This is a genomic window from Mesorhizobium sp. M0244, assembly GCF_040321795.1.
Taxonomy (GTDB): domain Bacteria; phylum Pseudomonadota; class Alphaproteobacteria; order Rhizobiales; family Rhizobiaceae; genus Mesorhizobium.
The window spans coordinates 23,391-44,772 of record NZ_JAMYSE010000056.1; the positions used below are offsets into that span (position 1 = coordinate 23,391).

Below are 21,382 nucleotides of genomic sequence, written 5' to 3' on the forward strand. Positions count from 1 at the left end.
GAAGCCTCGGGATTGACCGCGGGGCTGGATTTGTTTCGCCTCACTCAACCATGGCCTCGCCGTACAAGCCAAGCTGCCACAGTGCGCGCCTGCTAACCCAGAAAACTTGGCGGCCTTACAGGCATGCGCAGGACGCGCGAAGCCGCTCAAATCTCCCCAGATGGGTCAGCCATCGAAGACCGGCATCACTTGCCCGTTGAGCGGCTATACGATAATGCTCCGCGCTAAGCAGGAAGCGCCAAAAATTCGAGCGGCGACTTCATTCTCCTATTCAGGAAGGAACTATGAGGCGGCAGACGCGACCATTCACCGTGGAAGTCAAACAAAAGCGCAATTATCAAAAATCCGCACGTTCCATCTGGGGCAATTTCGACATCGCCGCGGCGATGGCCGAGACAACAAAGGAAGTCGAGCTGTTAAATCGTCAGCTTGTTGACTCTACTGTAGTGGTCCTTGATGCTGAACCTTTGCACGAACCGCGAGTGGAGCATTTCATGGCCAATCCCCTGGACACCGAGTCAGCAGTAGTTAGCGAACCGGCAGACAAAACGGAAACGCCAAAACCGAAGGCGAGAGCGCGGCGGTCGAGGAAGCCAGAAGCTGAGGCGAGCTCGCCTGCCCGCAAGAACGGCGCCAAGCCGATATCCGCGGCCACTGAAGCACCGCCGTCAGCGCGAACAGGCCGAAAGAGCTACTCCGCGAAGGATCGTGCCCAGAAGCTGGCGCAGATCGAGACCTCGATCGGCGGCGGCGCTACTCTCAAGAGTGCGGTGAAGCAAGCCGGCATCTCGGAACAGACATATTATCTTTGGAAGAAGGCGGCGGCGCCGGCGGCGGACAGTGACGGGCTGAAGGATCTCGTCGCGCTCGAGGAAGAAAATAAGCGGCTAAAGAGCCTGCTTGCCGATCGTCTCCGCAAGGAGAATGCGGAACTGAAGAAAAGGCTCGGGCTGGATTAAGGAGGGTGGGCAGCTGGTTCTTGGCTCGCCACCTACAGCAATCCCGCCTGCTCGGCCTCGCGGCGCAGATTCTGCCGTGGCCTTGGGCCGATCTGCTGGATGACCAGCCCGGCCGCCAGCGAGCCGAGATCGCCGCAATCCTTCAGGCTGCGGCCTTGCGTGTAGCCGTATAGGAAGCCGGCAGCGTAGAGGTCGCCGGCGCCGGTGGTGTCGACCAGCTCGCGGATCCTGGCCGCATTGATGGTCACGGTCTCGTCGCCGCGCACGATGACCGAGCCCTTTTCCGAGCGGGTGACAATGGCGATCTTGCAATCCTTGCGGATTTGCGCCAGCGCCTCGTCGAAGGACGCGGTCTGGTAGAGCGACTTGATCTCGTGGCTGTTGGCAAAGACGATGTCGACGGTGCCGGAGCGCATCAGATCGAGGAATTCGTCGCGGTAGCGATCGACGCAGAACGAGTCCGACAATGTCATCGACACTTCGCGCCCGGCGGCGTGGGCGAGCTTAGCCGTCTGCCTGATCGCCTCCTTGGCGCGCGGCGGGTCCCACAGATAGCCCTCGAAATAGGTGACCGCGGCGCCCGACGCCTTGTCGGCCTCGACGTCCTCCGGGCCGAGCTCGACGCAGGCGCCGAGATAGGTGTTCATCGAGCGCTCGCCGTCCGGCGTGACGAAGATCATCGAGCGCGCTGTCGGCGGTTCGCCGTTAAGCGGCCTGGTGTCGAAGGCGACACCCTGGGCATGGATGTCATGCGCGTAGATTTCGCCGAGCGCGTCGTTGGAGACCTTGCCGAAGAAAGCGGCGCGACCGCCGAAGGAGGCGACGCCCGCCGCCGTGTTGCCGGCGCTGCCGCCCGAGGCTTCGATGGCCGGGCCCATGCGGCTGTAGAGCAGTTCGGCGCGCCTCGTGTCGATCAAATTCATTGCGCCCTTGATGATGCCGTTGGTCTCCAGGAACGCCTCGTCGCACTGGGCGATGATGTCGACGATGGCATTCCCGATACAAAGCACGTCATAGTCCGGCATCAATTCATGTCTCCGCCAAAAACCCACCGGCTTTCTGCCACGCCGGGCGCGGGCGGGTCTGGCCAGTGGGAATGGGCTTTCCGCTTGCCAATCCGTTCGGCGCCAGCCCTCACGGGGCGGCAAGTCCTGCCTCGCGACGCAATTCGTCGGCCCTGTCTGTCTTCTCCCAGGTGAAGTCAGGCTCTTCACGGCCGAAATGGCCATAGGTCGCGGTCTTGCGGTATATAGGGCGTAAGAGATCAAGCATCTTGATAATGCCCTTCGGTCTGAGATCAAACAACTCAAGAATGAGGCGCTCGATCCTTCTTTCCTCAACCCTCGCTGTCCCGAACGTGTTGACCATGACAGAAACCGGACTGGCCACGCCGATTGCGTAAGCAAGCTGCACCTCGCAGACGTCCGCAAGTCCGCTAGCGACGATATTCTTTGCGACATACCGGGCCGCATAGGCAGCTGAGCGGTCAACCTTGGACGGGTCCTTGCCCGAAAAAGCGCCGCCGCCGTGACGACCCATCCCACCATACGAATCGACGATGATCTTGCGTCCAGTGAGACCGCAGTCGCCGCGCGGCCCGCCGACTACGAACTTCCCCGTCGGGTTGACCAGAATTCTGATGCCTTCCGTCTCCAGGTGGGTCGGCAGGACAGGCTTTATGATTTCCTCAATGACGCCCTCGCGGACCGTCTCTTGCGAGACCTGCTCGTCATGTTGGGTCGATACGACGATGGTATCCAGGGCGACCGGGCGCAACCCCTCATAGCGCACTGAGACTTGGGATTTCATGTCAGGACGCAACCAGCCAAGCTGTCGTGCTTTCCGGACATCTGCCTGTCGTTTCGTCAAGCGATGAGCGAGCTGGATCGGCAAAGGCATCAAGGTATCGGTTTCGCGGCATGCGTAGCCGAACATGAGGCCCTGATCTCCCGCTCCCTGCTGGAGGTCCTGCCCTCGTCCCTCGTCAACGCCCTGGCTAATGTCGGGCGATTGCTCGGTGAGTGCATGAACGACGGAGCAACGCCGGCCGTCAAAGCCGACGGCCTCATCGTCGTATCCAATATCGAGAATCGTATCGCGCGCAACTTGGCTATAATCCACCCGCGCATCGCTGGTAATCTCGCCAGCCAGAACGACTATCCCTGATTTTACCAACGCTTCACAGGCGACGCGCGCCTTGGGATCGGTGCGGAGGATGGCATCGAGGATGGCATCCGAGATGTTGTCGGCCAACTTATCCGGGTGTCCCGCGCCAACCGATTCGGAAGAGAACACGAACTGCCTAGCCATGAAATGCCTCGTTTCGGGTGTTGGAGTTGTATGGGGCATTTTGCTTAGCCCACCTTGCGCTGTTGGTGATCCCCGGGACCTCGAACGCAGCGCACAAATCGGCAACGTCTCTTCGCACGCAGGCATGGAGATCTTCGTCATCAGGCCGCCGGAGGACGCAGTCAATGAAGCCAGCAATTTGCACCATTTCCACATCGCGCATGCCGATGGACGTCACTGCTGGCGACCCCAAGCGAATTCCGCTTGTGACCGCCGGATCCCGCGGGTCGCCAGGCACCATTTAAAGTTCGTAATGATGCCTGCCTGCGCTAACCGCTCGGCATAGGCCTTGCCTGATAGTGGTCGATCGCGAAGATCAAGGATCAGCATGTGATTGTCAGTGCCCCCGGTGACCAGGTCATAACCTCGGTCCAGAAGCGCGTGGGCCAGAGGCCGCCAAGCGAGACCGTCCGCAAGTGTCGGGCGGCGCGATGGCGCCGTCGGCGGAGTTGTCCATGGTGGTTTCGCGCTCCAATTGGATCTATTTCACGGTCAAGCATGCGATCCCCTTCGACGGCGCGTCTTGTGTCGCTTCGAGCCGTTGAAGGTCTCGTTTGTGATAGCCATCGCTGTGGGGCAGGAGATCAACCAACAACTGAACCAGCCCGCCGTCCTTACCTGCTGCTTTGAGATGGTACGAGCACCACGGGCGTTGTTCGTTGCAGTAAAGAAAGTCGGCTCTGGCCAGCAGCCGGACGTGTCGTACAACGTGCTCACGACGCAGACCCAGAATCTCCGCTAGCTGGCAGACAGTTAGGTCCGCGTGCGCGCAAAGACCTAGGATTCGAAGGCGATCTAAATGCGCTGCCGTCCGTAGGCGACTGACCAGTGTCAGCATTGGTCAGGACCAAGCCACTTGGAAAGCCTAGGCACTCGTCCTACTGAATTTGTCATTTCGCGTTCTCCACAGATGTTGCGGCTTTCGAACCAAATTATATGGTTGATTGTCCACCGACCGGACAATGTCGGTGGCCGTGAAGATACTGTTTTGAGCCGATATGGCTGTGTCGAACAAACAAGATGGGCGCTCTTCTTGCCATTGCCTTTAGCCGAAATTGCACGCAGTTCGGCGGGTCGGAGAATAAGCGGCGCCACGGTTTGGACCCCACTGACCTCAGACGTTGCAATAAGCCTACCATTCACAGCGAACCGGAGTTGCTAAGAGTCAATGAATTTCCTTGAAGGATCTGTTGCAACGTTTGCCCAGCCCGCTCGTGCTCCCGGTTTGCAGCGGTCAATCTCGAGCAGACTGACCGTGATGCAAAGATGACAAAGAAAGTTCACTTTCAATCCGATCTTCTTCCGGCGCCAAGGGATACGGCCTGTCCCCTTGTAGTAAAGCGTAGTGAGAAGATTCCATGTGCGGTCAGCTTGATCCTGGATTTTACGCTCGCTGGACTGCTTGATTTTGCGGGGAATGGTGACCCTATCGTCCAGCACGTCCTCCCAAACGAGCTGAGCTCAAGGAGGCTCATGCCGTCGAATGGTGAGATTTTGCGAGGCTCATCGGCTTTGAAAAATGTGTCGATCAAGTGCCGCATATCAGCCTCGTAGGCCTTCAGATCGAGGCTTTCGTTGCTGGCCAGACGCACAGTGTCCCGCGCATTCAGGTAATGCTCGACCTGTTTCTTGATGCGGGCAACGTGGGCGTTGTTGTAGCCTGCGGCATCCATTTCATCCGCGATATTAGCATACGCCCGCAGCAGCCCTGCGGTTGCCTTGTACAGGGCCGCGCGCTGAGGTTCGCGCTATTTAAGGTCTGACGCGATTTCGGTGTTGCCGCAGAAGAAGTGGATGTATTCCAGTTCTCCTTTCGGCGGCTCCACACGCTCGCAAAGCAGGACAATGCGTTCCAGGGCTTGATCGAGACATTCTTTTCCTTTTTTCAGACGGTCCTTGAGCAGCACATCCGGAGCCGGCCCGTCGTCGGAATGATCAAGTTCCGACGTATAGACCGCGATCGCATTCTCAATCTTCTTGAACAGGCCCTTGTAGGCGACGATATAACCGAAATCCTTGTCCTCCCGATTGGTCCGGCAAATCGCTTGGAACAGGCCGTGGTCCTGCATAGACGTCAGTCTATGTAGACATAGGTGCAGCGCATCGAAAGCTGTGAGCAGCTTGTCGACGACCACCAGCAGCTTCATGTTCGCCGGCTCCTTGGTGAAAAGAGCCTTGGCCGCCTCCTCGTACACCTCGGTTTTGGACAAACCGCCCTTGGCCTCAACGCCCTTCAGCAACTCGGTGTAGGTGTTGTAAATGACCTGCCGGTCGGTATCGGTGTTGGCGCCCGTCCCTTCCTTTGTGATGTCCTGCGCATTCGGATTGTACGATTTGATCAGGGCGCACTTGTTGCGGAACGGGTCTTTTGAAAAAGCTCGAAGTACTTGCAGGCTTCGTAGATGCTGGAGGCGACGAGAATTGCGTTGCCGCGTTCGCTTGACAGGCGGGGCTTCACGCTGAAATCGAAGACGATGTCGCTGACGACACGATCCATGCGGGATCGCGAGCTGAGCACGTTTTACATCGTGCCCCATTTCTTTTTTAGCTCATCCCTTTGCCAGTCATTCAGGGCCTTGGTTTTGGCATCGAACCACTGATCAATTTTGTCCTCTGAACCCAGGCGCTGTCCGGGGGCCGAGCGTCTCAGTGCCGTTTTCGCGGAAGGCTGACAGCGCCAAATCTTCCCGCCGCTCAAACAGCCCATAGAGGAACATTTCCACAGCATGCACGGTCGCTATGGCAGCAAGCCGCCGATTATTGGCGCCGCCTTCCAGCTGCAGCTCTTCTGCCTTGCGGAAGAAGTCGCGCCGCACCAAGACAAAATCCTCTGCCCACGGCTCTGCCTGCCAGCCTCCCAGCACGGTCTGACCGGAGACCAGCCAGGCATCTCCAGCCGCCAGCACGTGGGGCACGTCATCGACAAAATCGGACCGGCGAATAGCCTCCATCGCGAGTGTCGTGGCGATGACCTCGGGATCGTCGTCGCCCGCGTCGCGCGGAAGCGCGCCTGTGTCCAGGAATAACTTGTGTGATCAGCCATGACACGGCCTTCCGAATTGCGTCGTGGTAGCGGTCATCGCCAAGCCGCTGAAGGGCGACTGTCGCAAGGGCCGTGGCGCGCAGGCCGGGCCGGGGAACCCCTTCTCTAGTTTCATTCCAGTAGCCCCCACCCTCCTGGCGGCGCACGAGGCGATCAGTCAGGACCGCAATTTCCCGGCGCAGATCGCCGATAAGTTTCGGGCTTCGCGAACAGCGCCAGAGTGCGTAGCCGATATCTTCAACCGGGGCGGCAGCTTCTCCCTCGCCAGTGCCGAGCGCGATCATATGCGTTGCGCATTCGGCCAGCGCGCCGTCAAGGCGCCCTGCTTCCGTCGCGCTGCCGTAAAGGTCCAGGAACCACGCCAGCGAATAAGACCAGTCGGCAGGCAAGTCCTGCCCATTGTGATCCCTTGCGACGACGGCCACGACGGCGTTGCGGCCTTCGGGCGTGCGGGGCTCTATTCCAAGGATCGGGTATAATTCGGGTGTCGGCTGCTGAAGGATACGCGCCGGCACGAGCGACAGTGCTTTCTCCAGCGAGGGAGGAAAATCCTCCAGTTCTTCGGCCAGTTCGGCAGCTTCTCTCCTTCGTCCCTCGCGGCGCGCTTCTACATATTCTGCCGCAACCACGGCAACGGTGCGCTGAGCCCGTTCAGCGGTGCTGGTGGCAATCAGCTCGGCCGGAATGTCACCATCCTTGATCGCCCAGTGCGTACGGTGCTATTCGAACTGTTGAATGCCCAGCCGGTCCGCAATTCTCAACACCGCTGACCGGTCGAGAAAGGCATGTTTCGGATCGGGCTCGAAGGTGAAGGCCAGTTCGTGTCCGCGCCGAACGATATTGCGTATGCGGCTGTGCCGGACCACGCGCACGTGCGGGCCTCCCGCCCCGACTTCGTACATCAAAAGCGCCGGGATTTCCTCCAGCCGGCGCAATGTTTCAGGGCGCGAGGTCGATAGCCTCGGCCTCGGCGCCGCTAGATTCCTTGAACCGGTCAATGGTTGACGTGAACGGCGGCGTTTCCCACCACTCGCGTGGCCCGAGACAAGCAAGTTAAACATGGCACACCACCGACCTCACGCCGCCTTCTCCATAGACCACTTCACCCGTTCGCCGAGAAAGGCGGCGAACGTTTTCACATTCATATTGCCGCTCGCCTCCTCCAGCCCTGCGAGGTAGGCCTTCCGGTCATCGACTCTGACGACTGTCCAGGGGTAACCGCCTGAAGCCAGCATCGCGTTCATGAGGAACCGCGCCATTCGTCCGTTGCCGTCCGGATAGGGGTGCACATAGCCCACAAGCCAATGCCCCAGCACGGCACGCACGGAGGCGTCCTTCTCCGCCTCCAGCAGGTCGAACAGCTCATTCATACCATCGGCCACCGCTTCGGTACGCGGCGGCACGTGCTGCGAGCCGCGCAGGTACACAGGGTGATTGCGATATCCCGCAAGCGCGCTGGCTTTGAGGATGCCGGCGGTCACTGACGGCGCGAACAGCTCCCGGTACCACTCCCGGTGAGTGTCCCGCGTCAACGCGCCGGCTGGCTTGCCGTTGATGATCGCGGCAACAGAGTCTTTGACCTTCTGGAATGCGAGGTAGTAGCCACGCGCGGCAAGCGCATCTCGGTTCTTGCGGTCCTCTTCATCAATCTCCGGATTCCAGCTCCCCTCGCGCACCCGGTCGATGAGTTCCGGGGTGACGCTGTACCCTTCTATCGACAGCGAATGGTAGGCGTCGCTTTCGTAGATATCCTCGACGAACTTCATATAGGCGTCTTTGTCGGACGGCAGTCCGGGTGCCTTCGGGAATATCTCGATGATGGCTTCGCGCTGCGATTGCCAGATCGCGCGCAGGCGGGCGACCAACGGCGGTACGCCCGCCGCAATAGTTGTCACTCCAATTTGTCCCGCGAACGGATCGGATTCGCGCACGTCATAGCCGGCGGCTTTGAAGGCGGCCACGATTTCATCGGCAAAGGAGTCGCGTCCTACGCGACGGAAGGCCCCCGCAAGCCGTCCCGCCACGGCGGAATGGCCGCCATCAAGCAGCAGGGCCAGAACGGTTGATACGTCGCGCACCGACGCCATGGCGATCTGCATCTCGATAGGGGCGCGCCGGAAGAACGCTTCCGGCACCCGGGTAAGGGCGGCCTCGACAGTGAACACGCGCTGGCCGTTTTTCTCTGTCAGTTCGGCCGGCATCTCCTTGACCTTGAGGTCATAGAGCGAAGTGCCGAACAGCAGGTCGATTTTGTTATTCGTGCCTTTGGGGGTGTTCACCACCACCTGAGGCGGAATAGTGGGCGCTTCCGCGTGCAGAAGCAGCGACTGCTCCGGTGAGAGGAACCAGTCCTTGCCGAACCGGTCATTGCAGTAAAGGCAGCAGAACTCCCAGAAGCTCGCGTACCAAGGGGTGGTGTCTTGCTGCCGTGCCTGCGGGCCGGTCGACATGAGCCAGCCTTTGATAACATCGCGCAGGAACCCGTTCTGCAGCAGCCGCTCCCGGTGGACGCGGGTCAGCTCATCTGATTTGAATATGCGCCGCCCACCCTCCTGCAGCTCTTTGAGGACGGCCAGTGATACAGCGAGTTTTTCATGGGGATTGGCCATGGCCGTGCCTTTGCAACTTTTTTATAGCTGTGCGATTACAAGTATATAGTGCTAATAGGCGACAAGTCAATGATGCTGTGGAGTTGCAAGTTTTTTAAGTCGTGCGATAACAAGTTTTTTATGCGATAATCGGCAAATGCGATCGTTTCCATAGCCGCGCGAAGGATCGTTACCCGGATGGGCCGAGACCCAGCTCCCCCGCAGGCTACGCAGGGGCTCGGGGCGAGCCTAGAGCCTGGCCCTCCGAAGCGCTTCGAAGGAGGACGCGCCTCTTTGAAAAACTCGCCCGTTGTGCATCGTGGGTACCCGTAAACGCGAATTCTCAAAGGAAAGACGCTCCTTACCTCTCCCTCTCGCCACGATCATCACGGCCGCGCCCGCGCTCACTACGCCGCGACGCCCGCGAGATCGCTGCACGCATCTGATCGGCCACCAGACCGGGTTGCAGATGAAGGATGTCCGTGACGCTGTCGTGTGTTTGCACCATCACCGCAGTGACGGCAAGGCAGCTGCGCACGCCCATGGAGGAGAGCGTCTCGATATCGCGCGCGATTCCGGCACCCCCACTGGAGTCCGATCCGCCGACGACAAGTACATGCGATGCCTGCGTCAGCGCCCTTTCATCCGTTAGAATGAGCGTTCGAAACGCAGGATTCCGCCGACACTGCTCTTCTTGTTGGCGTTGGTCCAATTCATGTTGGAAGCGCCGTCCACCTTGCCGACGGCGAAGTTACCGTATCGGCCATAGTCGAGTTCCGCCGTAACTGTGAAATCTGGAAGAAACGCATAGGCGACGTTTGCAGCGACACCATGGTTCTTGAGCTGATCACCGGAGAGCTGAAGGTTGAACGAAGTTGTCTCGTTGAGCTTGTAAGTGGCGCCAGCCCAGAAAGCCCAGTTCCCGCCCCAACTCTTATAGAAGCCGCGACCATGAGCGTCGATGGCGTTCGTGGAGTCGTCGTTGAGCTTGCCGTTGGAACCGTAGCCGAGCATTCCGAACAGCAACAGTTCGTTGGTGACATTGATGTCGACACGGACCTTGGCGGCCACCGATTCGTAGTTGCTATCATAAGCGGCAACGCCGGTGATCGCGCCCCAGCCATGTGTGTATTTCAAGCCGCCGACTACGTGCGGTGCGTAGCTGTCGATTGTGCCGACCACGCCCGAGCCTTCTTCGAGCGAAACCACGGCCGAAAAGCCGTTCCCGGCGTCGAAGTAGTACTGAACCACATTGGTATCGAAAGCGCCGTACGGAACCGGCGTCTGGTTGAGTACGTCACCCGCGCCGCCAATAAACATGTCGAAGGCCGACCAGTCCTTACCAACTCGGAGGCCACCAAGCTGAATCCAGGCGAACGTCAAGGTGCTGTCTCCGTTGAAGGCATGGGACCGAGAACTGTCCGAAACCGAAGTGTGGCGGTTGCCGAAGTTCATGCGGGTTTCGGTGTAGGTCTTCAACGTGCCGAGTTCGGTCTCCTGGCCGGTCCAAGTTTTCAATGTGAAGCGCGTGTTGTTTTGCCATGTGCCCTGATGCTCACCAGTCCTCACATCCGAGGTTCTTGCGTGATCAACCAATCCGACATGGCCCAAGCCGACGTCGTAACGGACATAGCCGCCGATGCGCACGCAGGTCTCAGTGCCTGAAATGTAGACGTAGCCCGAGCCGTAGACGTCGCAGACTTTAACGTACTCAGTCGGGTCAGGCTCGGCAACGGCGGTCACGGCGCGAGCGTCGGAAACGGCAATCAGTGCCGCAGTTGAGCCGAGGAGGAGGCTCCTAATGTTCATTGTTGATCTCCGTTCAAAGAGTAAAAGGAATGGACGTCAGTGATGAACTCTTGCTAAGGGAACAGTCGATAACGATGCGCAGTGAGTTGAATTTGAGCAGTTTTGATGCGCTCGTCACGCCAGATATTCATCAGAAATTGAGAATATGGTTGGGTGTTATTGTTACAAATATGCGATTGTTATTACAAATATAATAATCGCCGAAACGACGCCATCCAACATTTCTGTACAAATCATCCCCGTCATCTCCGCTAGTTGTGGGCGGGCCGTCACAAAGGCTTCTACTGCAAATGACGTGCCATCCTGACGACGCAGCTGCGGCTTGAAGCTCAAGTGTGCCGGCGGACCTTGGTTCGCTCTTCCTTCCTTTTTGCCTTGCGGATCAATCCAAGCACGAACGGCAGACGTTTCGGCTACGGTTCGTCTGTTCGCTTCGCGACAGTTTCGTTCAATGGCGACAGCTTTGTTTGCTGTGAGCCCCGACGTTGAGACATCATGCGGCGGCACCGCTCGGTACGACGCCGTCATTTTGGCGAGCGCGATGATCGGTAATCACGCGCTGACGCGCAGCCTTGCCTCCACCACGGAGTCAGTAGGCGCGCCGGCCTTGGCATTGCGGCCGACCTGACGGTCGCGTCGAGCAGCCTCTCGTCCTGATAGACGGCGCGCCACAGCTAATGCTTCTTGCCAGCAATTCACACAACGAGCTCATCGAGATGCCAGAGATCACTATGGGGCTGCGCTAGCTGGCGAGCAAAGTCTGGTCCAACGCCGTGTTATCTCGTTGGATGCGGCAGCCGCGCTCAGCAGAATCTACTCGACCAGGCGCAGGCTGAAGGGAAGGGATGGTGGAACCAAACGGTGCTCGTGAGGGTCGCGGCGGGAACAGCCATGGCCAGTCGCTGACCGTCCAGCCAAGACTGAACGGCCGCTATTGCTGAGAAATACAAGTTTCGAGCCCAAAGCGGAACGGACTGACATAGCGCAAAGACACAGGCGAGCGCAGCGGTAAGGTTGGCGGTTATCAGCATGGGACGGTAACTGTTGCAGACCACAAAATATCGCGAGGCCAGCCTGCCTTGGTACACTATCTATCCGACTGTGTCAGAGTTCTCTGGGGCGGTCGGCGCCGAGGCTTATGAGGAATGGCTCAGGAACCTGCCGGCTGACGATCCGGTGTCGCTCTATTTCCACGTTCCGTTCTGCCGATCAGCTTGCTGGTATTGTGGCTTCCCCACCACCATCACCCGCCATGATGCGCCGATCCTCAACTATCTGGCGGCCCTGCGTGACGAGATCCGTTTGGTCTCGGAGCGAGCGCCGCAGACGCTGCCCGTGAGCGACATGCATTTCGGCGGCGGAACGCCGTCTCTCATAGGACCAGCCGAGTTCCTGGCTCTGATGGAGTTCCTGCGACGCCGCTTCGCTCTCACGAAAACAGCTACGGTTGCCGTCGAGATTGATCCGCGCACGTTCACGGCCGACATGGCCGAGGCCTTAGGAGCAGCCGGCGTGAACCGTGTGAGTCTCGGCGTGCAGAGCTTCGATCCCATTGTTCAAAAAGCAATCAACCGGGTTCAGAGTGAGGCGCAGACGTCGGCTGCCGTGGAAATGCTGCGCCGGAATGGAGTAAGCCGCATCAACTTCGACCTCATCTTCGGTCTCCCGCATCAAACGGTGCAGTCCTGCGTCGAGACCGCGAGGGCGGCGGTCGCAATGCGCCCCGACCGGCTTGCGGTGTTCGGCTATGCGCACATCCCGTCGCTTATAAAGAATCAGCGCCTCATCGAGGAGGCAGTTCTTCCGGGCAGCGCTGCCCGGGCCGAACAGTATGCGGCCGTGGCCGCGACGCTGATTGCCGCCGGCTACCGCGAGATCGGGCTCGACCATTTCGCCTTGCCGGACGACGAGCTCGCGCTGGCACAGAAAACGGGTCGCCTGCGGCGTAACTCGCTGGGCTACTCGGCCACCACCTGCAGAACCCTGATCGGTTTCGGCGCGTCGGCTATCGGCCGCGTCGGCGAGGGGTACGTCCAAAACGAAGTTACACGGGATTCCTACATCCAGCACATCGCAGCTGGCCGTCTGGCGACGTCAAAGGGCTATCGCCTCACCGACGACGACCGCGTGCGAGCCGCAATTATCGAGCGACTAATGTGCGATCTCGAGGCCGATGTGCAGGCAATCTGTGCCGCCCACGGATCTGATCCGATCCGTCTTCTCGATTCAGCTGAACGCTTGGCGATGCTGGCCGAGGACGGGATAGTGGACCTCGAAAACGGTTTTGTCCGCGTACGGCGGGAGCATCGCTTTGTAATTCGCGCTGTCGCTGCCGCGTTCGATGCTTTTCTCGATCGGGATGGCCGTAAGCATCGCCACAGGTGAGGGCAAGCATCCAACCGGAAGCTAAACTCGACGCCCTCGGCCGAGGCCTGTCATGAAGCGCGCGTCAAGGATGCGAAAAGCAGAGCTGATCCGCCTATTTCATCTCATCTTCAATGACATCGACCTCGTGGCTGCCACCGAGGCGTTTCCATATTGATCGCGGTAGGTGCGGGGCATCTGGGTGTTTCGCGGTCAGCGCATGAATATCCCCGCCATGTGATGGGTCAGGAAATCGCGGTGGCTGCAATCAGCCCGTCCATCGATGACAGACCGCGGCCACGCCGCTTCGCGAGGCCCGTCAGGTCGCCCCAGGCCAGGGCAACCAGTTCGTCCACGGGCAGGACTCTCGGCTCGAAGCGCTGCGGCAGGTCCCGGGCGAGCCATCCGGCCAGTGCGTCACGTTTCCGACCTTTGTCCATGAGGGCAGCGCCGCGCCGGATCTCGGCGATCGACACAACGCTGATAAATGAGCGATCTTCATCGAGCCCGTCATCCATTCCAGCACGCGCGCGTCAGGGCTCGGCCTCGTCACCTCGGAGAGGCCATTAGTGTCGAGCAAGAGCCTCACAATGGCAGACCATGCGGTTCATCGCGTAGCCGCTCGATGTCCAGTTCGGCGTTGCGCAGCGGCGATGCGCAGCGAGTGCCCAGAAAACAGCAGCCAGCTCCCCTTCCGGAAGATCGGAGCGGACGCCACGCAAAAAGCGCCAAATCCTTGGCGCCGGCGGTCTGTGTGTTTGCGCGCTGGCGGCTTTGGTGTACTCCTGTGCCGTTTCGACGAGGCTTCCAGCCGGACCGGCAGGGGAGGAGGCTTTGGCGGCGCGGCCGGCACACGGCCCACCTCGAGGACGAGATCGACGATGTCGGGCAGATCCTCGGTCGCCTCACAAATCGGTGAGGTCGTCGGGACACCGTCTTCCACTTTTGTTGATCAGCCGCCTTCCTGGCCATGTTCCGAGACAATAAGGCGCCCGTGCGCCGCCGCCTCGATTAACCCAAGACGCGCAAGGATCTTTTGCCGGAGACAACGAGGTCACCATCCTGCGGTGCCGCGTTGCGTCACAGTCGGCATGAGATGTGCAAAGTGGACCGTCGTCAAACGTCAAACAGAGGCGTTGGTGACTGGACTGAACGACCAGAACGGGCTGCTTGCGCCCTTTCGGACTTCACAAAGTTCGAAAATGGCGTCGTTTCAGGGCATAATCGCCGCTTGTCAAAATGTTTGCGACAAGTCCGGTGAAAGCCTACCGAGTATCTTGTGCTTGGGGGCGGTTAGTTCCGATAAACTAAGCGGCATACACATGCTAATCTATTTGATTTACGGGCCGACCTGCAGCGGCAAAACAGACGCGGCAATCCAAATTGCACGAGAGACCGGATGGCCGGTCATTGCGCTGGATCGTGTACAATGCTGTCCTCAAATCGCCACCGGCAGCGGGCGTCCCTCGGATTCCGAACTGCAATCTACCCAGCGGATCTACTTGGATTCGCGCCCGCTAACCGCGGGCATCATCGACGCCGAGACCGCCCATCGTAAGCTGATAATGCAAGTGGATGAGCGTAGTTCCCAGCCGGGGCTCATCCTCGAAGGCGGTTCGATCTCCCTTCTCAATTTAATGGCGCGAAGTCAGCATTGGGATGGCGCTTTTCGGTGGCATGTAAGGCGGTTGCGGCTCGGCAACTCGGACGCCTTTCTGGAGAGAGCCAAGCGTCGGGTCACAGACATGTTTGTCACGAGAGAAGGACAACCTTCATTGCTGCAGGAACTTGCGGATCAGTGGAAGGAAGATGCAGTCCGTCCCACTTTGGAAGACGTTGACGGATATCGTTGCGCCATTCATTTTGCGAGAGAGCACAGCTTGGCAATCAGCGAAATGCCGTGCCTTCGCAAAGAGCTCCAACAAGATCTTGTAGAGGCGATTGCGAGAGAATATCTCGAATATGCGCGTTGGCAAGAACGCGACTTTCCAGAATGGCAAACTGAGTGAGCAAGCCTCCCCGGACCTCGCCTGCGATGCGGGCACGGTAGCTCCTGAGAATTGCGCTAAGTGGTTTGCTGAAGCAAGCTAGTGCCAGGCGACATTAGGTCCGTGTGGCAGCGGAAGGATTGCTTTCGCCACGGTGACTGCGGAGGAGGCGACATGGCTGCACTGCTCATTTCAGGCATGGGACGGAATGTACCGATGACAAAGTGCTGCGCGCTTCGTAGCGACCGCTACCGTGGCTGACTCGCGAACTACTATCCGCCAGCCCAGTCTGTGGCGTCGTCTCGGCTTTCATCGCCACCGCCTTCGCCCAGGAAACGCCCGAGGCCGCAAGCGTCGCCGTGGCAGTGCGGCACCCGGCAAGATGGGTGGTCATCGGCCCTATCTGATCGACGGGGAGCACCGTGCTTTCGTCCTGGGCGAGGTTGAGCGAGATGCCAACATGACGCTTCATCAATTGACGGCGGCACTGGCTGAACGTGGTCTCCTGCGAGCGTCGGTCGCTTCCTGCACCGCGAGGGCAAGAGCTTCAAAAAAACCGTTCTGCTGGCCGAGCAGCTCAAGCCAAAGCTGATGCGCGGGCGTGCGCAATGGATGCGCTATCAGACCCGCATTGACCCTACGCGCCTGGTCTCCCTGGATGAAACATGGGTCAAGACCAACATGGCGCCGTTGCGCGGCTGGGGTGTGCGCGGCAAGCGGCTGATGGCCCACGCACCATATGGCCATTGGAAGACGATGACCTTCATCACCCCGCTGCGGCAGGATCGGGTGGAGGCGCCTTGGGTCATTGACGGACCCATCAATACGCAGGCCTTTCGCGTCTATGTCGAAACCGAACTCAACAAAACACTGAAGCCGGGCGACATCGTCATTCTCGACAATCCCGGTTCTCACAAGGGCCAAGCCATCCGCGAAATCGTCAGGGCTGCTGGCGCAAGGCGGGTCAAGCCCGCGAGAGCGGCAATTTTGTTCCGGCTATCACCCTCTCGTCGAGAACGGCGTGACGGAAGCGATAAAGTTGCGCCGGCCGGCCGCCGGTTTCTGCGGTTGTCTCACCGGTTTCCTCGACCAGCTCCTGCTGCTCGATTAGCCGGCGAAAGTTCGGCTTACGTACGAGCCTGCCGGCAAGCGCCTCCACGGTGCGCTGCAGCTGCAAAAGCGTGAAGACCGGCGGCATCAGTTCGAATACGACCGGCCGGTATTTGATCTTGGAGCGCAGCCGCGCAATGCCGGTCGCCAGGATGCGACGATGATCGGCGATCATCGATCTGCCCGAGACCGAGGTGGGCGCAGCGGAATGTCCGGCGCGTATTGCTTCCTCCACCAGGGCGGCTTCGTAGAGCAGCTCATAACGTTGAAGCGCGAGTTCCTCGTTCCAATGGCGGTCGTCAAAGCCGAAGGCGATCGCCGCCCGCCGTCGTCGGTCGAGGCGTGTCGTACCGTCGTCAGTGCCATCCGCCCATTCCATCAGGCGCGGCCGCAATTCGTCCAACACGACCGCCGGTGTGCCGGAGCGGTGATCCTCCCACGGGAAATAGTCGTACCAGCTTCCCCAGTGTCGCCCGGCCGGGTCGCCAGCTTCGTCTTGGTGGGTGAGCGCCAGATAGCTGATAGAGACCACGCGGTCGTCAGCGCCAACCCTGTCGCGATCGGCGAAGGTGTAGAGCTGTTCGATATAGCCGAGCGGCTGGCCGGTCTGTTGTTCCACCCATCCCCTGAGGCCCGACTGCAGCGAACGGTGAGCAAGCTCGAACGGGCCCGAGGGCAGGGCGTTTGCCTGCGGGATGGTCAGAACGCAGGGGGCGCTGCTGTCCATGGCGACCACAACGGCGATCAAGTCCGCATTGACGTCGTTGGCCTTGCCTCCAGCTCCGCCTTTCCTAATCCCTTTTGCGCGATCGTCCATGGTCTCCGACGTTGTTGAGCAGAGCCCCTGCCGCGTAGCGGCTGAACCGATTGAATTCCGTTTTTGTCTGATAATTGTCGGCGCGTCAACACCACCTGTCGTGGCGATTTTAGCTCTTCGCAGCTGCACAAAAAGTGCCAACGCGACATCCGTGCTTGGGGAAGGAGGCCCATTGAGTGCGCCGATTCAAAGCTCGTCGATCGACATTCCGACGTTGTTCTCGTCGGCGACAGCGCGGCATGGTTCTCCACGGCTTGGCGTCGACGCTGGGCGTGACGCTGGAGATGATGATCATGCACGGTCAGGCCTGCGCTCCTGGAGCCGGCGCAAATGGTCGTCGACCCGCCGTTCGGTTCCTTTTGAAGAAACCCGGAGCAGGCTTTCCGCAATGCCTGATAAAGCCCTTCCAGTGCGCCCGCGCCAGCATCATCGCACTCGCACTCCAACACAACCTATGCGAGTCAGTAAATCGACTCGCCGGCACTATTGTTTCAGGGGAAATGAATCTAGTTTCAAAGGGTTCGGCCGATAGGCCGGGCACAGCTGCGGCCTTCACGGCCTTTTTGACATAAACGCGTCGCCCGATTGAGATTATCTTGACGGTAGCGCAGTGCGCCATCCATGCCAGTCGAGATGATCATGGGCAAATATCGAGACCATCGCGAGCCACGCCGGCATCGCTATGACGATGACCCCGTTTCCTTTTCGGAACGGACTTCCGAGCCAAGCTATTTTCAGCGCCCGCCGCCCGTGACGGCAGATCCTGTCGATGCGGAGGTATTGTGGTTCACAGTCAGCAAGGGTTTTGGCTTCGTCAAACTGTCGGACGGCACGGAGGCCTATCTGCACGTGCGAGTGTTAGAGGCGGCCGGAAGCCGGGATGTTGCCGCGGGGACGCCTCTCAAGATCACGGTCGAAAAAAGTCCAAAAGGTCATCAAGTCGCGCAGGTGCTGGAGATCGGCGATCACCGCTCGAAAACTCCGTCACATACGCGCGTCGCTGGAGGGACCTTCGTTGAAACCGGTGCGCAGCTGGAGAGCGGGGGCACGGTCAAGTGGTACAAACCCGAAAAGGGCTTCGGCTTCATTGCTCCTGACAACGGTGAGAAGGACGTCTTCGTTCATGCCACCGCCCTGACGCGCTCAGGGCTCAGCGTGCTGGTGGCGGGACAGAAGGTGTTTGTCGAAGGCGGGCAAGGCAAGAAAGGCTGGGAAGTCCGGAGCATTCGCCTTGCCTAGACGGCGATGCATTGCTCGCCTCGAAGGAGATGCCGGAGAGCGTCGGGCGGCCGCCATACTGCTATCCTATTGGCCCCCATCGGGTTCCCGGATTGAGCAAGTCCGGATCCCTATTTTATGCCGCTGCCAGCGTTGTGTTCGCCATGTGCACGCGCGCTGCCGCTGCCAGCAGGTCGGTCTGGGTGATCAGCCCAATAATGCGTCGCTCGGCATCGACGATGACCACGGCATGGCTGCGGCCGTCGGTGAGCACCGGCAGCAGGCTCATGGCCGGCGTATCGGGAGAGGCGGTGCCAGCCTTCGACATCACAGCCCTCACCGCGTCGGTCGCCTTCGTCAGCTCGCGCAGGCCAACTACACCGACCAGCCCGCCCTCGGCGTCGGTCACCGGCAGCGTCCGGATGTTGTGATCGAGCAGCAAGTGACGCGCCTGGTCGGCAGGCGCATGTTCATCGACCGAAATCACATCGCGCGACATGATGTCCTCGCACAGCAGGGTCCGGTGGGAGCGCACCATCGCCTGCAACTCGACCTGCCGTAGCAGCCGCTCAAGATCGTTGCGGTCGATATCGAAGGTTTCCTCCAGCGCGCCGAGCGCGGCATCGATATCCTCGGGCTGGAAGCCGACCCGCTCCCGCGCCGGCGGATCGATGGTTCCATGCGCGCTTTTAAGGGCGGGAGCCGCCACATGCGGATAGTTGCGCCGCGACAGTTTATGGATGCCGTAGCCGAGTGCGACCAGCACGATCGAGTTCAGCGCTACCGGAACGAAGGGAAACAGCAAGCCCGAGCTGAAGACGGCCGGTCCGCCGAACACCGCAGTTAAGGCGGCGGCGCCACCCGGCGGATGCAGGCAGCGCGTGAACGACATGGCGGCGATCGCCAGCGCCACCGCAATGCCGGTAGCAAGGACGGGTTCATGCACAAAATGCGCCACGATCACCCCGACCAGCGCCGAAATCGTATTGCCACCGACAATCGACCAAGGTTGCGCCAGCGGGCTTGAAGGCACGGCAAAGAGCAGCACGGCCGATGCTCCCATTGGAGCAACCAGCAGTGCGACATGTGGGCCAGACCCGTTCGCCAGCGCACTGATCACGCCAGTCAATGCGATGCCGATCATGGCCCCGATGCAGGCGAGCAGCCGCTCGCGCAGCGTTGCACCGGCAAGGATCGGAACAAAGAGACGAAACGCCATGGCATACCCTTGGGCGAGTGGTCGGAACTCCGCGCTCCGCAATGCAGGCAAAGCCACAGATTTGGAAGTTAAGCCAATTCGGAAAGTCGGCTCACGGGGGAAAACTTTTGCGCGAAGCGGCCATTGCCAAATGGGTGCAGACATTTTGATCAGCCAGAGGAGGCGGACGGCACGCTGATCCGCTCGAGCGCAGCTAGAGGCCAAGGGCTGCCGTGCCGCGGGCAGCCGGAAATGGGGATGGTCGGAGGTCGAGCTGGGATGGACACTAAGGAATTCAGAGGCTTCGAAAAGCGTGCTGACAGTGTCGGCATGGCAAGACAAATCAGGCCCTTGTCGCTCCACTTCCGAGGCGAACTCCAGCGGAGTACGGCTTCTACGCGGTGCTTGCTCTGCCTGTCCTTGCCACCATCGGATTCGTTGGCTGCTGAAACGTCCACCTGTAGCCGCTGAGAAGACGACTGCCGCCAGTGCCGTCGTGGAACCGCCATATGACGGCGGCTTGGTTACAGAGCCGGCTCGTGTCGATCGGGCGGGGGAGCCTGATGTGACGTACATGGTCCCAGAAAGTGGCCAATGAAGGTGCTGGCATCGTCAACGTGATCAGGTCACGTAATAGCGGTAACACAACCGCGACCACGAGCCTCTCAGGCGTTCGATAAGGCGGGAAAATCCGATCGCCGGACCAAGCGCGATTCCGCCACACTGCCACACACGAAACCGATCAGGTCACGTTCCAGGCTCGCCAGAAGATTGGAGCCGAGGCCACCTCGGCTGAACTCTGCCATGCCGCGGCCGCCACCTCTTCCAGCCGCGGTAGAAAACGTGGGTCAGCAGCGCCGGCATGGGCGAGCAACTCCCAAAATCGCGAGCAGCGCCATCGGCTCCGCAAGCGGCCGCAGATGTCGGCCGATGAAGCGGAAGGGCGGCGGTGCGATGGAAGCGCCGTGCGACAGCCTATCCAGACCTGTAATCGTGATCAGGCTCATCTGGGTCTCCGGACGCCAGCGTTGCAGATGGTTTTAGGCAAGCGTGAGCAGGCCGTGGGTCCCAATCCGGTCAGGCCGACCACGATCATGGCCGAAAGAACGAGTTCCAATTGAAAGAGCTGACGACCATAGGCGATCAGGTATCGGAGCCTTTCGAACGATGCAATGAGTTCTACCGCAACCAGGGTCTGCCAGCCGTTGGCAAGGCCTTGAGCCCTGTAAAGATCGACGGCACGGCGGAAGGCAGCACGAGTTTCGACCAGCGGCTGAACGAAAGGACACGGCCAGACCCCGTCTCACGACGACGCCGTTGCGCTTCGCCGCCATCAGGCTGGGTAGAGGACTTGCACGTCTAAAGCTGTCGATCATGCTCGGCACACAAAAAAGGGCGGCATTGCTGCCGCCCTTTCCGCTGTAGGTTGATAGGGGGCTGGATTAGAAATCCATACCGCCCATGCCGCCCATGCCACCGCCGGGCATACCAGCCGGCATGCCGCCGCCAGCCGACTCCTTCTTCGGAGCCTCCGCGATCATGGCTTCGGTGGTGACCAGCAGGCCGGCGACCGAGGCCGCGTCCTGCAGAGCCGTGCGCACAACCTTGACCGGATCGACGATACCCATGGCGATCATGTCGCCATATTCGCCGGTCTGGGCGTTGTAGCCGAAGGTTGCCCCCTTGTTCTCAAGGATCTTGCCGGCAACGATCGATGCTTCCGCACCGGCGTTGGCCGCGATCTGGCGGGCCGGAGCCTGCAGCGCGCGGCGCACGATGTTGATGCCGGCGGCCTGGTCGGAGTTGGCGCCGGTTGCCTTGATGCTCAGCGAAGCGCGCAGCAGTGCGACGCCGCCGCCGGGAACGATGCCTTCTTCGACGGCCGCACGGGTCGCGTTGAGGGCGTCATCGACGCGGTCCTTCTTTTCCTTGACTTCCA

Annotated in this window: 17 protein-coding genes and 5 pseudogenes; 6 read left to right on the forward strand and 16 right to left on the reverse strand. The window is 60.1% G+C overall.

The window, feature by feature from the left end; all coding sequences use genetic code 11:
• The first annotated feature begins 284 nt into the window (after positions 1 to 284).
• Entirely contained in the window at positions 285 to 959 is a 675-nt protein-coding gene (locus NKJ08_RS26205) for a transposase (RefSeq protein WP_352784053.1), read from the forward strand.
• 32 nt (positions 960 to 991) lie between these two features.
• On the opposite strand, the gene NKJ08_RS26210 is transcribed toward NKJ08_RS26205, so the two are convergent.
• The 11 genes and pseudogenes from NKJ08_RS26210 to NKJ08_RS26260 form a co-directional block, all read right to left on the reverse strand.
• Positions 992 to 1,984, reverse strand: a complete 993-nt coding sequence (locus NKJ08_RS26210) for an adenosine kinase (RefSeq protein ID WP_352784056.1) — start codon at positions 1,982 to 1,984, stop codon at positions 992 to 994.
• Between the two features lie 109 nt (positions 1,985 to 2,093).
• Positions 2,094 to 3,269 carry a methionine adenosyltransferase gene (gene metK, locus NKJ08_RS26215; RefSeq protein ID WP_352784059.1) on the reverse strand — a complete coding sequence of 392 codons (1,176 nt, stop codon included), beginning with the start codon at positions 3,267 to 3,269 and terminating at the stop codon, positions 2,094 to 2,096.
• A 61-nt stretch (positions 3,270 to 3,330) separates the two neighbouring features.
• Positions 3,331 to 3,704 (reverse strand): annotated as a pseudogene (gene glyA, locus NKJ08_RS26220) (serine hydroxymethyltransferase); the annotation flags it as partial.
• 890 nt (positions 3,705 to 4,594) lie between these two features.
• The gene (locus tag NKJ08_RS26225) at positions 4,595 to 4,981 is read right to left on the reverse strand and encodes a hypothetical protein (RefSeq protein ID WP_352784061.1); all 387 of its coding nucleotides are present in this window, start codon (positions 4,979 to 4,981) and stop codon (positions 4,595 to 4,597) included.
• A gap of 75 nt (positions 4,982 to 5,056) precedes the next feature.
• Complete coding sequence (locus NKJ08_RS26230) at positions 5,057 to 5,845, reverse strand: type I restriction enzyme subunit R domain-containing protein (RefSeq protein ID WP_352784063.1); 789 nt, start codon at positions 5,843 to 5,845, stop codon at positions 5,057 to 5,059.
• A gap of 63 nt (positions 5,846 to 5,908) precedes the next feature.
• Positions 5,909 to 6,259 (reverse strand): hypothetical protein, encoded by a 351-nt coding sequence (locus NKJ08_RS26235; RefSeq protein WP_352784066.1) that lies wholly within the window; start codon positions 6,257 to 6,259, stop codon positions 5,909 to 5,911.
• Positions 6,225 to 6,980 (reverse strand): prenyltransferase/squalene oxidase repeat-containing protein, encoded by a 756-nt coding sequence (locus NKJ08_RS26240; RefSeq protein WP_352784068.1) that lies wholly within the window; start codon positions 6,978 to 6,980, stop codon positions 6,225 to 6,227. The genes NKJ08_RS26235 and NKJ08_RS26240 overlap by 35 nt, the downstream gene beginning before the upstream one ends.
• Positions 6,981 to 7,070: 90 nt before the next feature.
• Positions 7,071 to 7,253 (reverse strand): hypothetical protein, encoded by a 183-nt coding sequence (locus tag NKJ08_RS26245; RefSeq protein WP_352784071.1) that lies wholly within the window; start codon positions 7,251 to 7,253, stop codon positions 7,071 to 7,073.
• Positions 7,254 to 7,427: 174 nt separating this feature from the next.
• The gene (locus tag NKJ08_RS26250; protein WP_352784073.1) at positions 7,428 to 8,960 is read right to left on the reverse strand and encodes a Fic family protein; all 1,533 of its coding nucleotides are present in this window, start codon (positions 8,958 to 8,960) and stop codon (positions 7,428 to 7,430) included.
• A gap of 403 nt (positions 8,961 to 9,363) precedes the next feature.
• Positions 9,364 to 9,594, reverse strand: a pseudogene (locus tag NKJ08_RS26255) (bifunctional hydroxymethylpyrimidine kinase/phosphomethylpyrimidine kinase); the annotation flags it as partial.
• On the reverse strand, positions 9,588 to 10,748 hold the full coding sequence (locus tag NKJ08_RS26260; RefSeq protein WP_352474851.1) for a porin: 1,161 nt from the start codon (positions 10,746 to 10,748) through the stop codon (positions 9,588 to 9,590). The gene NKJ08_RS26260 and the pseudogene NKJ08_RS26255, both read right to left, overlap by 7 nt.
• A 1,044-nt stretch (positions 10,749 to 11,792) precedes the next feature.
• Between NKJ08_RS26260 and hemN the strand changes: the two genes are divergently transcribed.
• On the forward strand, positions 11,793 to 13,133 hold the full coding sequence (gene hemN / locus NKJ08_RS26265) for an oxygen-independent coproporphyrinogen III oxidase (RefSeq protein ID WP_352784076.1): 1,341 nt from the start codon (positions 11,793 to 11,795) through the stop codon (positions 13,131 to 13,133).
• 227 nt (positions 13,134 to 13,360) lie between these two features.
• On the opposite strand, the pseudogene NKJ08_RS26270 reads toward hemN, so the two are convergent.
• A pseudogene (locus tag NKJ08_RS26270) lies at positions 13,361 to 13,701 on the reverse strand (PIN domain-containing protein); the annotation flags it as partial.
• Positions 13,702 to 14,434: 733 nt separating this feature from the next.
• Between NKJ08_RS26270 and NKJ08_RS26275 the strand changes: the two are divergent.
• Positions 14,435 to 15,121: an isopentenyl transferase family protein gene (locus NKJ08_RS26275; protein WP_352474847.1), complete on the forward strand. Its 687-nt coding sequence runs from the start codon at positions 14,435 to 14,437 to the stop codon at positions 15,119 to 15,121.
• A gap of 570 nt (positions 15,122 to 15,691) precedes the next feature.
• Positions 15,692 to 16,060: pseudogene (locus tag NKJ08_RS39090) on the forward strand (transposase); the annotation flags it as partial.
• 4 nt (positions 16,061 to 16,064) lie between these two features.
• Here the strand turns inward: NKJ08_RS39090 and NKJ08_RS26285 are convergent.
• Positions 16,065 to 17,027: an NUDIX hydrolase gene (locus NKJ08_RS26285; RefSeq protein WP_352469024.1), complete on the reverse strand. Its 963-nt coding sequence runs from the start codon at positions 17,025 to 17,027 to the stop codon at positions 16,065 to 16,067.
• A gap of 147 nt (positions 17,028 to 17,174) precedes the next feature.
• On the opposite strand from NKJ08_RS26285, the pseudogene NKJ08_RS26290 reads away from it, so the two are divergent.
• Together NKJ08_RS26290 and NKJ08_RS26295 are read left to right on the forward strand one after the other, a co-directional pair.
• Positions 17,175 to 17,387, forward strand: a pseudogene (locus NKJ08_RS26290) (3-methyl-2-oxobutanoate hydroxymethyltransferase); the annotation flags it as partial.
• Positions 17,388 to 17,666: 279 nt separating this feature from the next.
• On the forward strand, positions 17,667 to 18,266 hold the full coding sequence (locus NKJ08_RS26295) for a cold-shock protein (protein WP_352784078.1): 600 nt from the start codon (positions 17,667 to 17,669) through the stop codon (positions 18,264 to 18,266).
• A gap of 115 nt (positions 18,267 to 18,381) precedes the next feature.
• Here the strand turns inward: NKJ08_RS26295 and NKJ08_RS26300 are convergent, their stop codons facing one another.
• The 3 genes from NKJ08_RS26300 to NKJ08_RS26310 all read right to left on the reverse strand — a co-directional run.
• Positions 18,382 to 19,464, reverse strand: coding sequence for an HPP family protein (locus NKJ08_RS26300; RefSeq protein ID WP_352784080.1), 1,083 nt, complete (start codon positions 19,462 to 19,464; stop codon positions 18,382 to 18,384).
• A gap of 827 nt (positions 19,465 to 20,291) precedes the next feature.
• Positions 20,292 to 20,450: a hypothetical protein gene (locus NKJ08_RS26305; RefSeq protein ID WP_352492851.1), complete on the reverse strand. Its 159-nt coding sequence runs from the start codon at positions 20,448 to 20,450 to the stop codon at positions 20,292 to 20,294.
• Positions 20,451 to 20,885: 435 nt separating this feature from the next.
• Positions 20,886 to 21,382 (reverse strand): TCP-1/cpn60 chaperonin family protein (locus tag NKJ08_RS26310; RefSeq protein ID WP_352784083.1); only part of this gene is annotated, 497 nt, incomplete at its 5' end.

Bases quoted from the DNA above. Each gene is read 5' to 3' on its own strand.
- NKJ08_RS26205 (WP_352784053.1), top strand. From the start codon at position 285: ATGAGGCGGCAGACGCGACCATTCACCGTGGAAGTCAAACAAAAGCGC.
- NKJ08_RS26210 (WP_352784056.1), bottom strand. From the start codon at position 1,984: ATGCCGGACTATGACGTGCTTTGTATCGGGAATGCCATCGTCGACATC.
- metK (WP_352784059.1), bottom strand. From the start codon at position 3,269: ATGGCTAGGCAGTTCGTGTTCTCTTCCGAATCGGTTGGCGCGGGACAC.
- NKJ08_RS26225 (WP_352784061.1), bottom strand. From the start codon at position 4,981: ATGGATGCCGCAGGCTACAACAACGCCCACGTTGCCCGCATCAAGAAA.
- NKJ08_RS26230 (WP_352784063.1), bottom strand. From the start codon at position 5,845: ATGGGGCACGATGTAAAACGTGCTCAGCTCGCGATCCCGCATGGATCG.
- NKJ08_RS26235 (WP_352784066.1), bottom strand. From the start codon at position 6,259: ATGGAGGCTATTCGCCGGTCCGATTTTGTCGATGACGTGCCCCACGTG.
- NKJ08_RS26245 (WP_352784071.1), bottom strand. From the start codon at position 7,253: ATGTACGAAGTCGGGGCGGGAGGCCCGCACGTGCGCGTGGTCCGGCAC.
- NKJ08_RS26250 (WP_352784073.1), bottom strand. From the start codon at position 8,960: ATGGCCAATCCCCATGAAAAACTCGCTGTATCACTGGCCGTCCTCAAA.
- NKJ08_RS26260 (WP_352474851.1), bottom strand. From the start codon at position 10,748: ATGAACATTAGGAGCCTCCTCCTCGGCTCAACTGCGGCACTGATTGCC.
- NKJ08_RS26275 (WP_352474847.1), top strand. From the start codon at position 14,435: ATGCTAATCTATTTGATTTACGGGCCGACCTGCAGCGGCAAAACAGAC.
- NKJ08_RS26285 (WP_352469024.1), bottom strand. From the start codon at position 17,027: ATGGACGATCGCGCAAAAGGGATTAGGAAAGGCGGAGCTGGAGGCAAG.
- NKJ08_RS26295 (WP_352784078.1), top strand. From the start codon at position 17,667: ATGGGCAAATATCGAGACCATCGCGAGCCACGCCGGCATCGCTATGAC.
- NKJ08_RS26300 (WP_352784080.1), bottom strand. From the start codon at position 19,464: ATGGCGTTTCGTCTCTTTGTTCCGATCCTTGCCGGTGCAACGCTGCGC.
- NKJ08_RS26305 (WP_352492851.1), bottom strand. From the start codon at position 20,450: ATGAGCCTGATCACGATTACAGGTCTGGATAGGCTGTCGCACGGCGCT.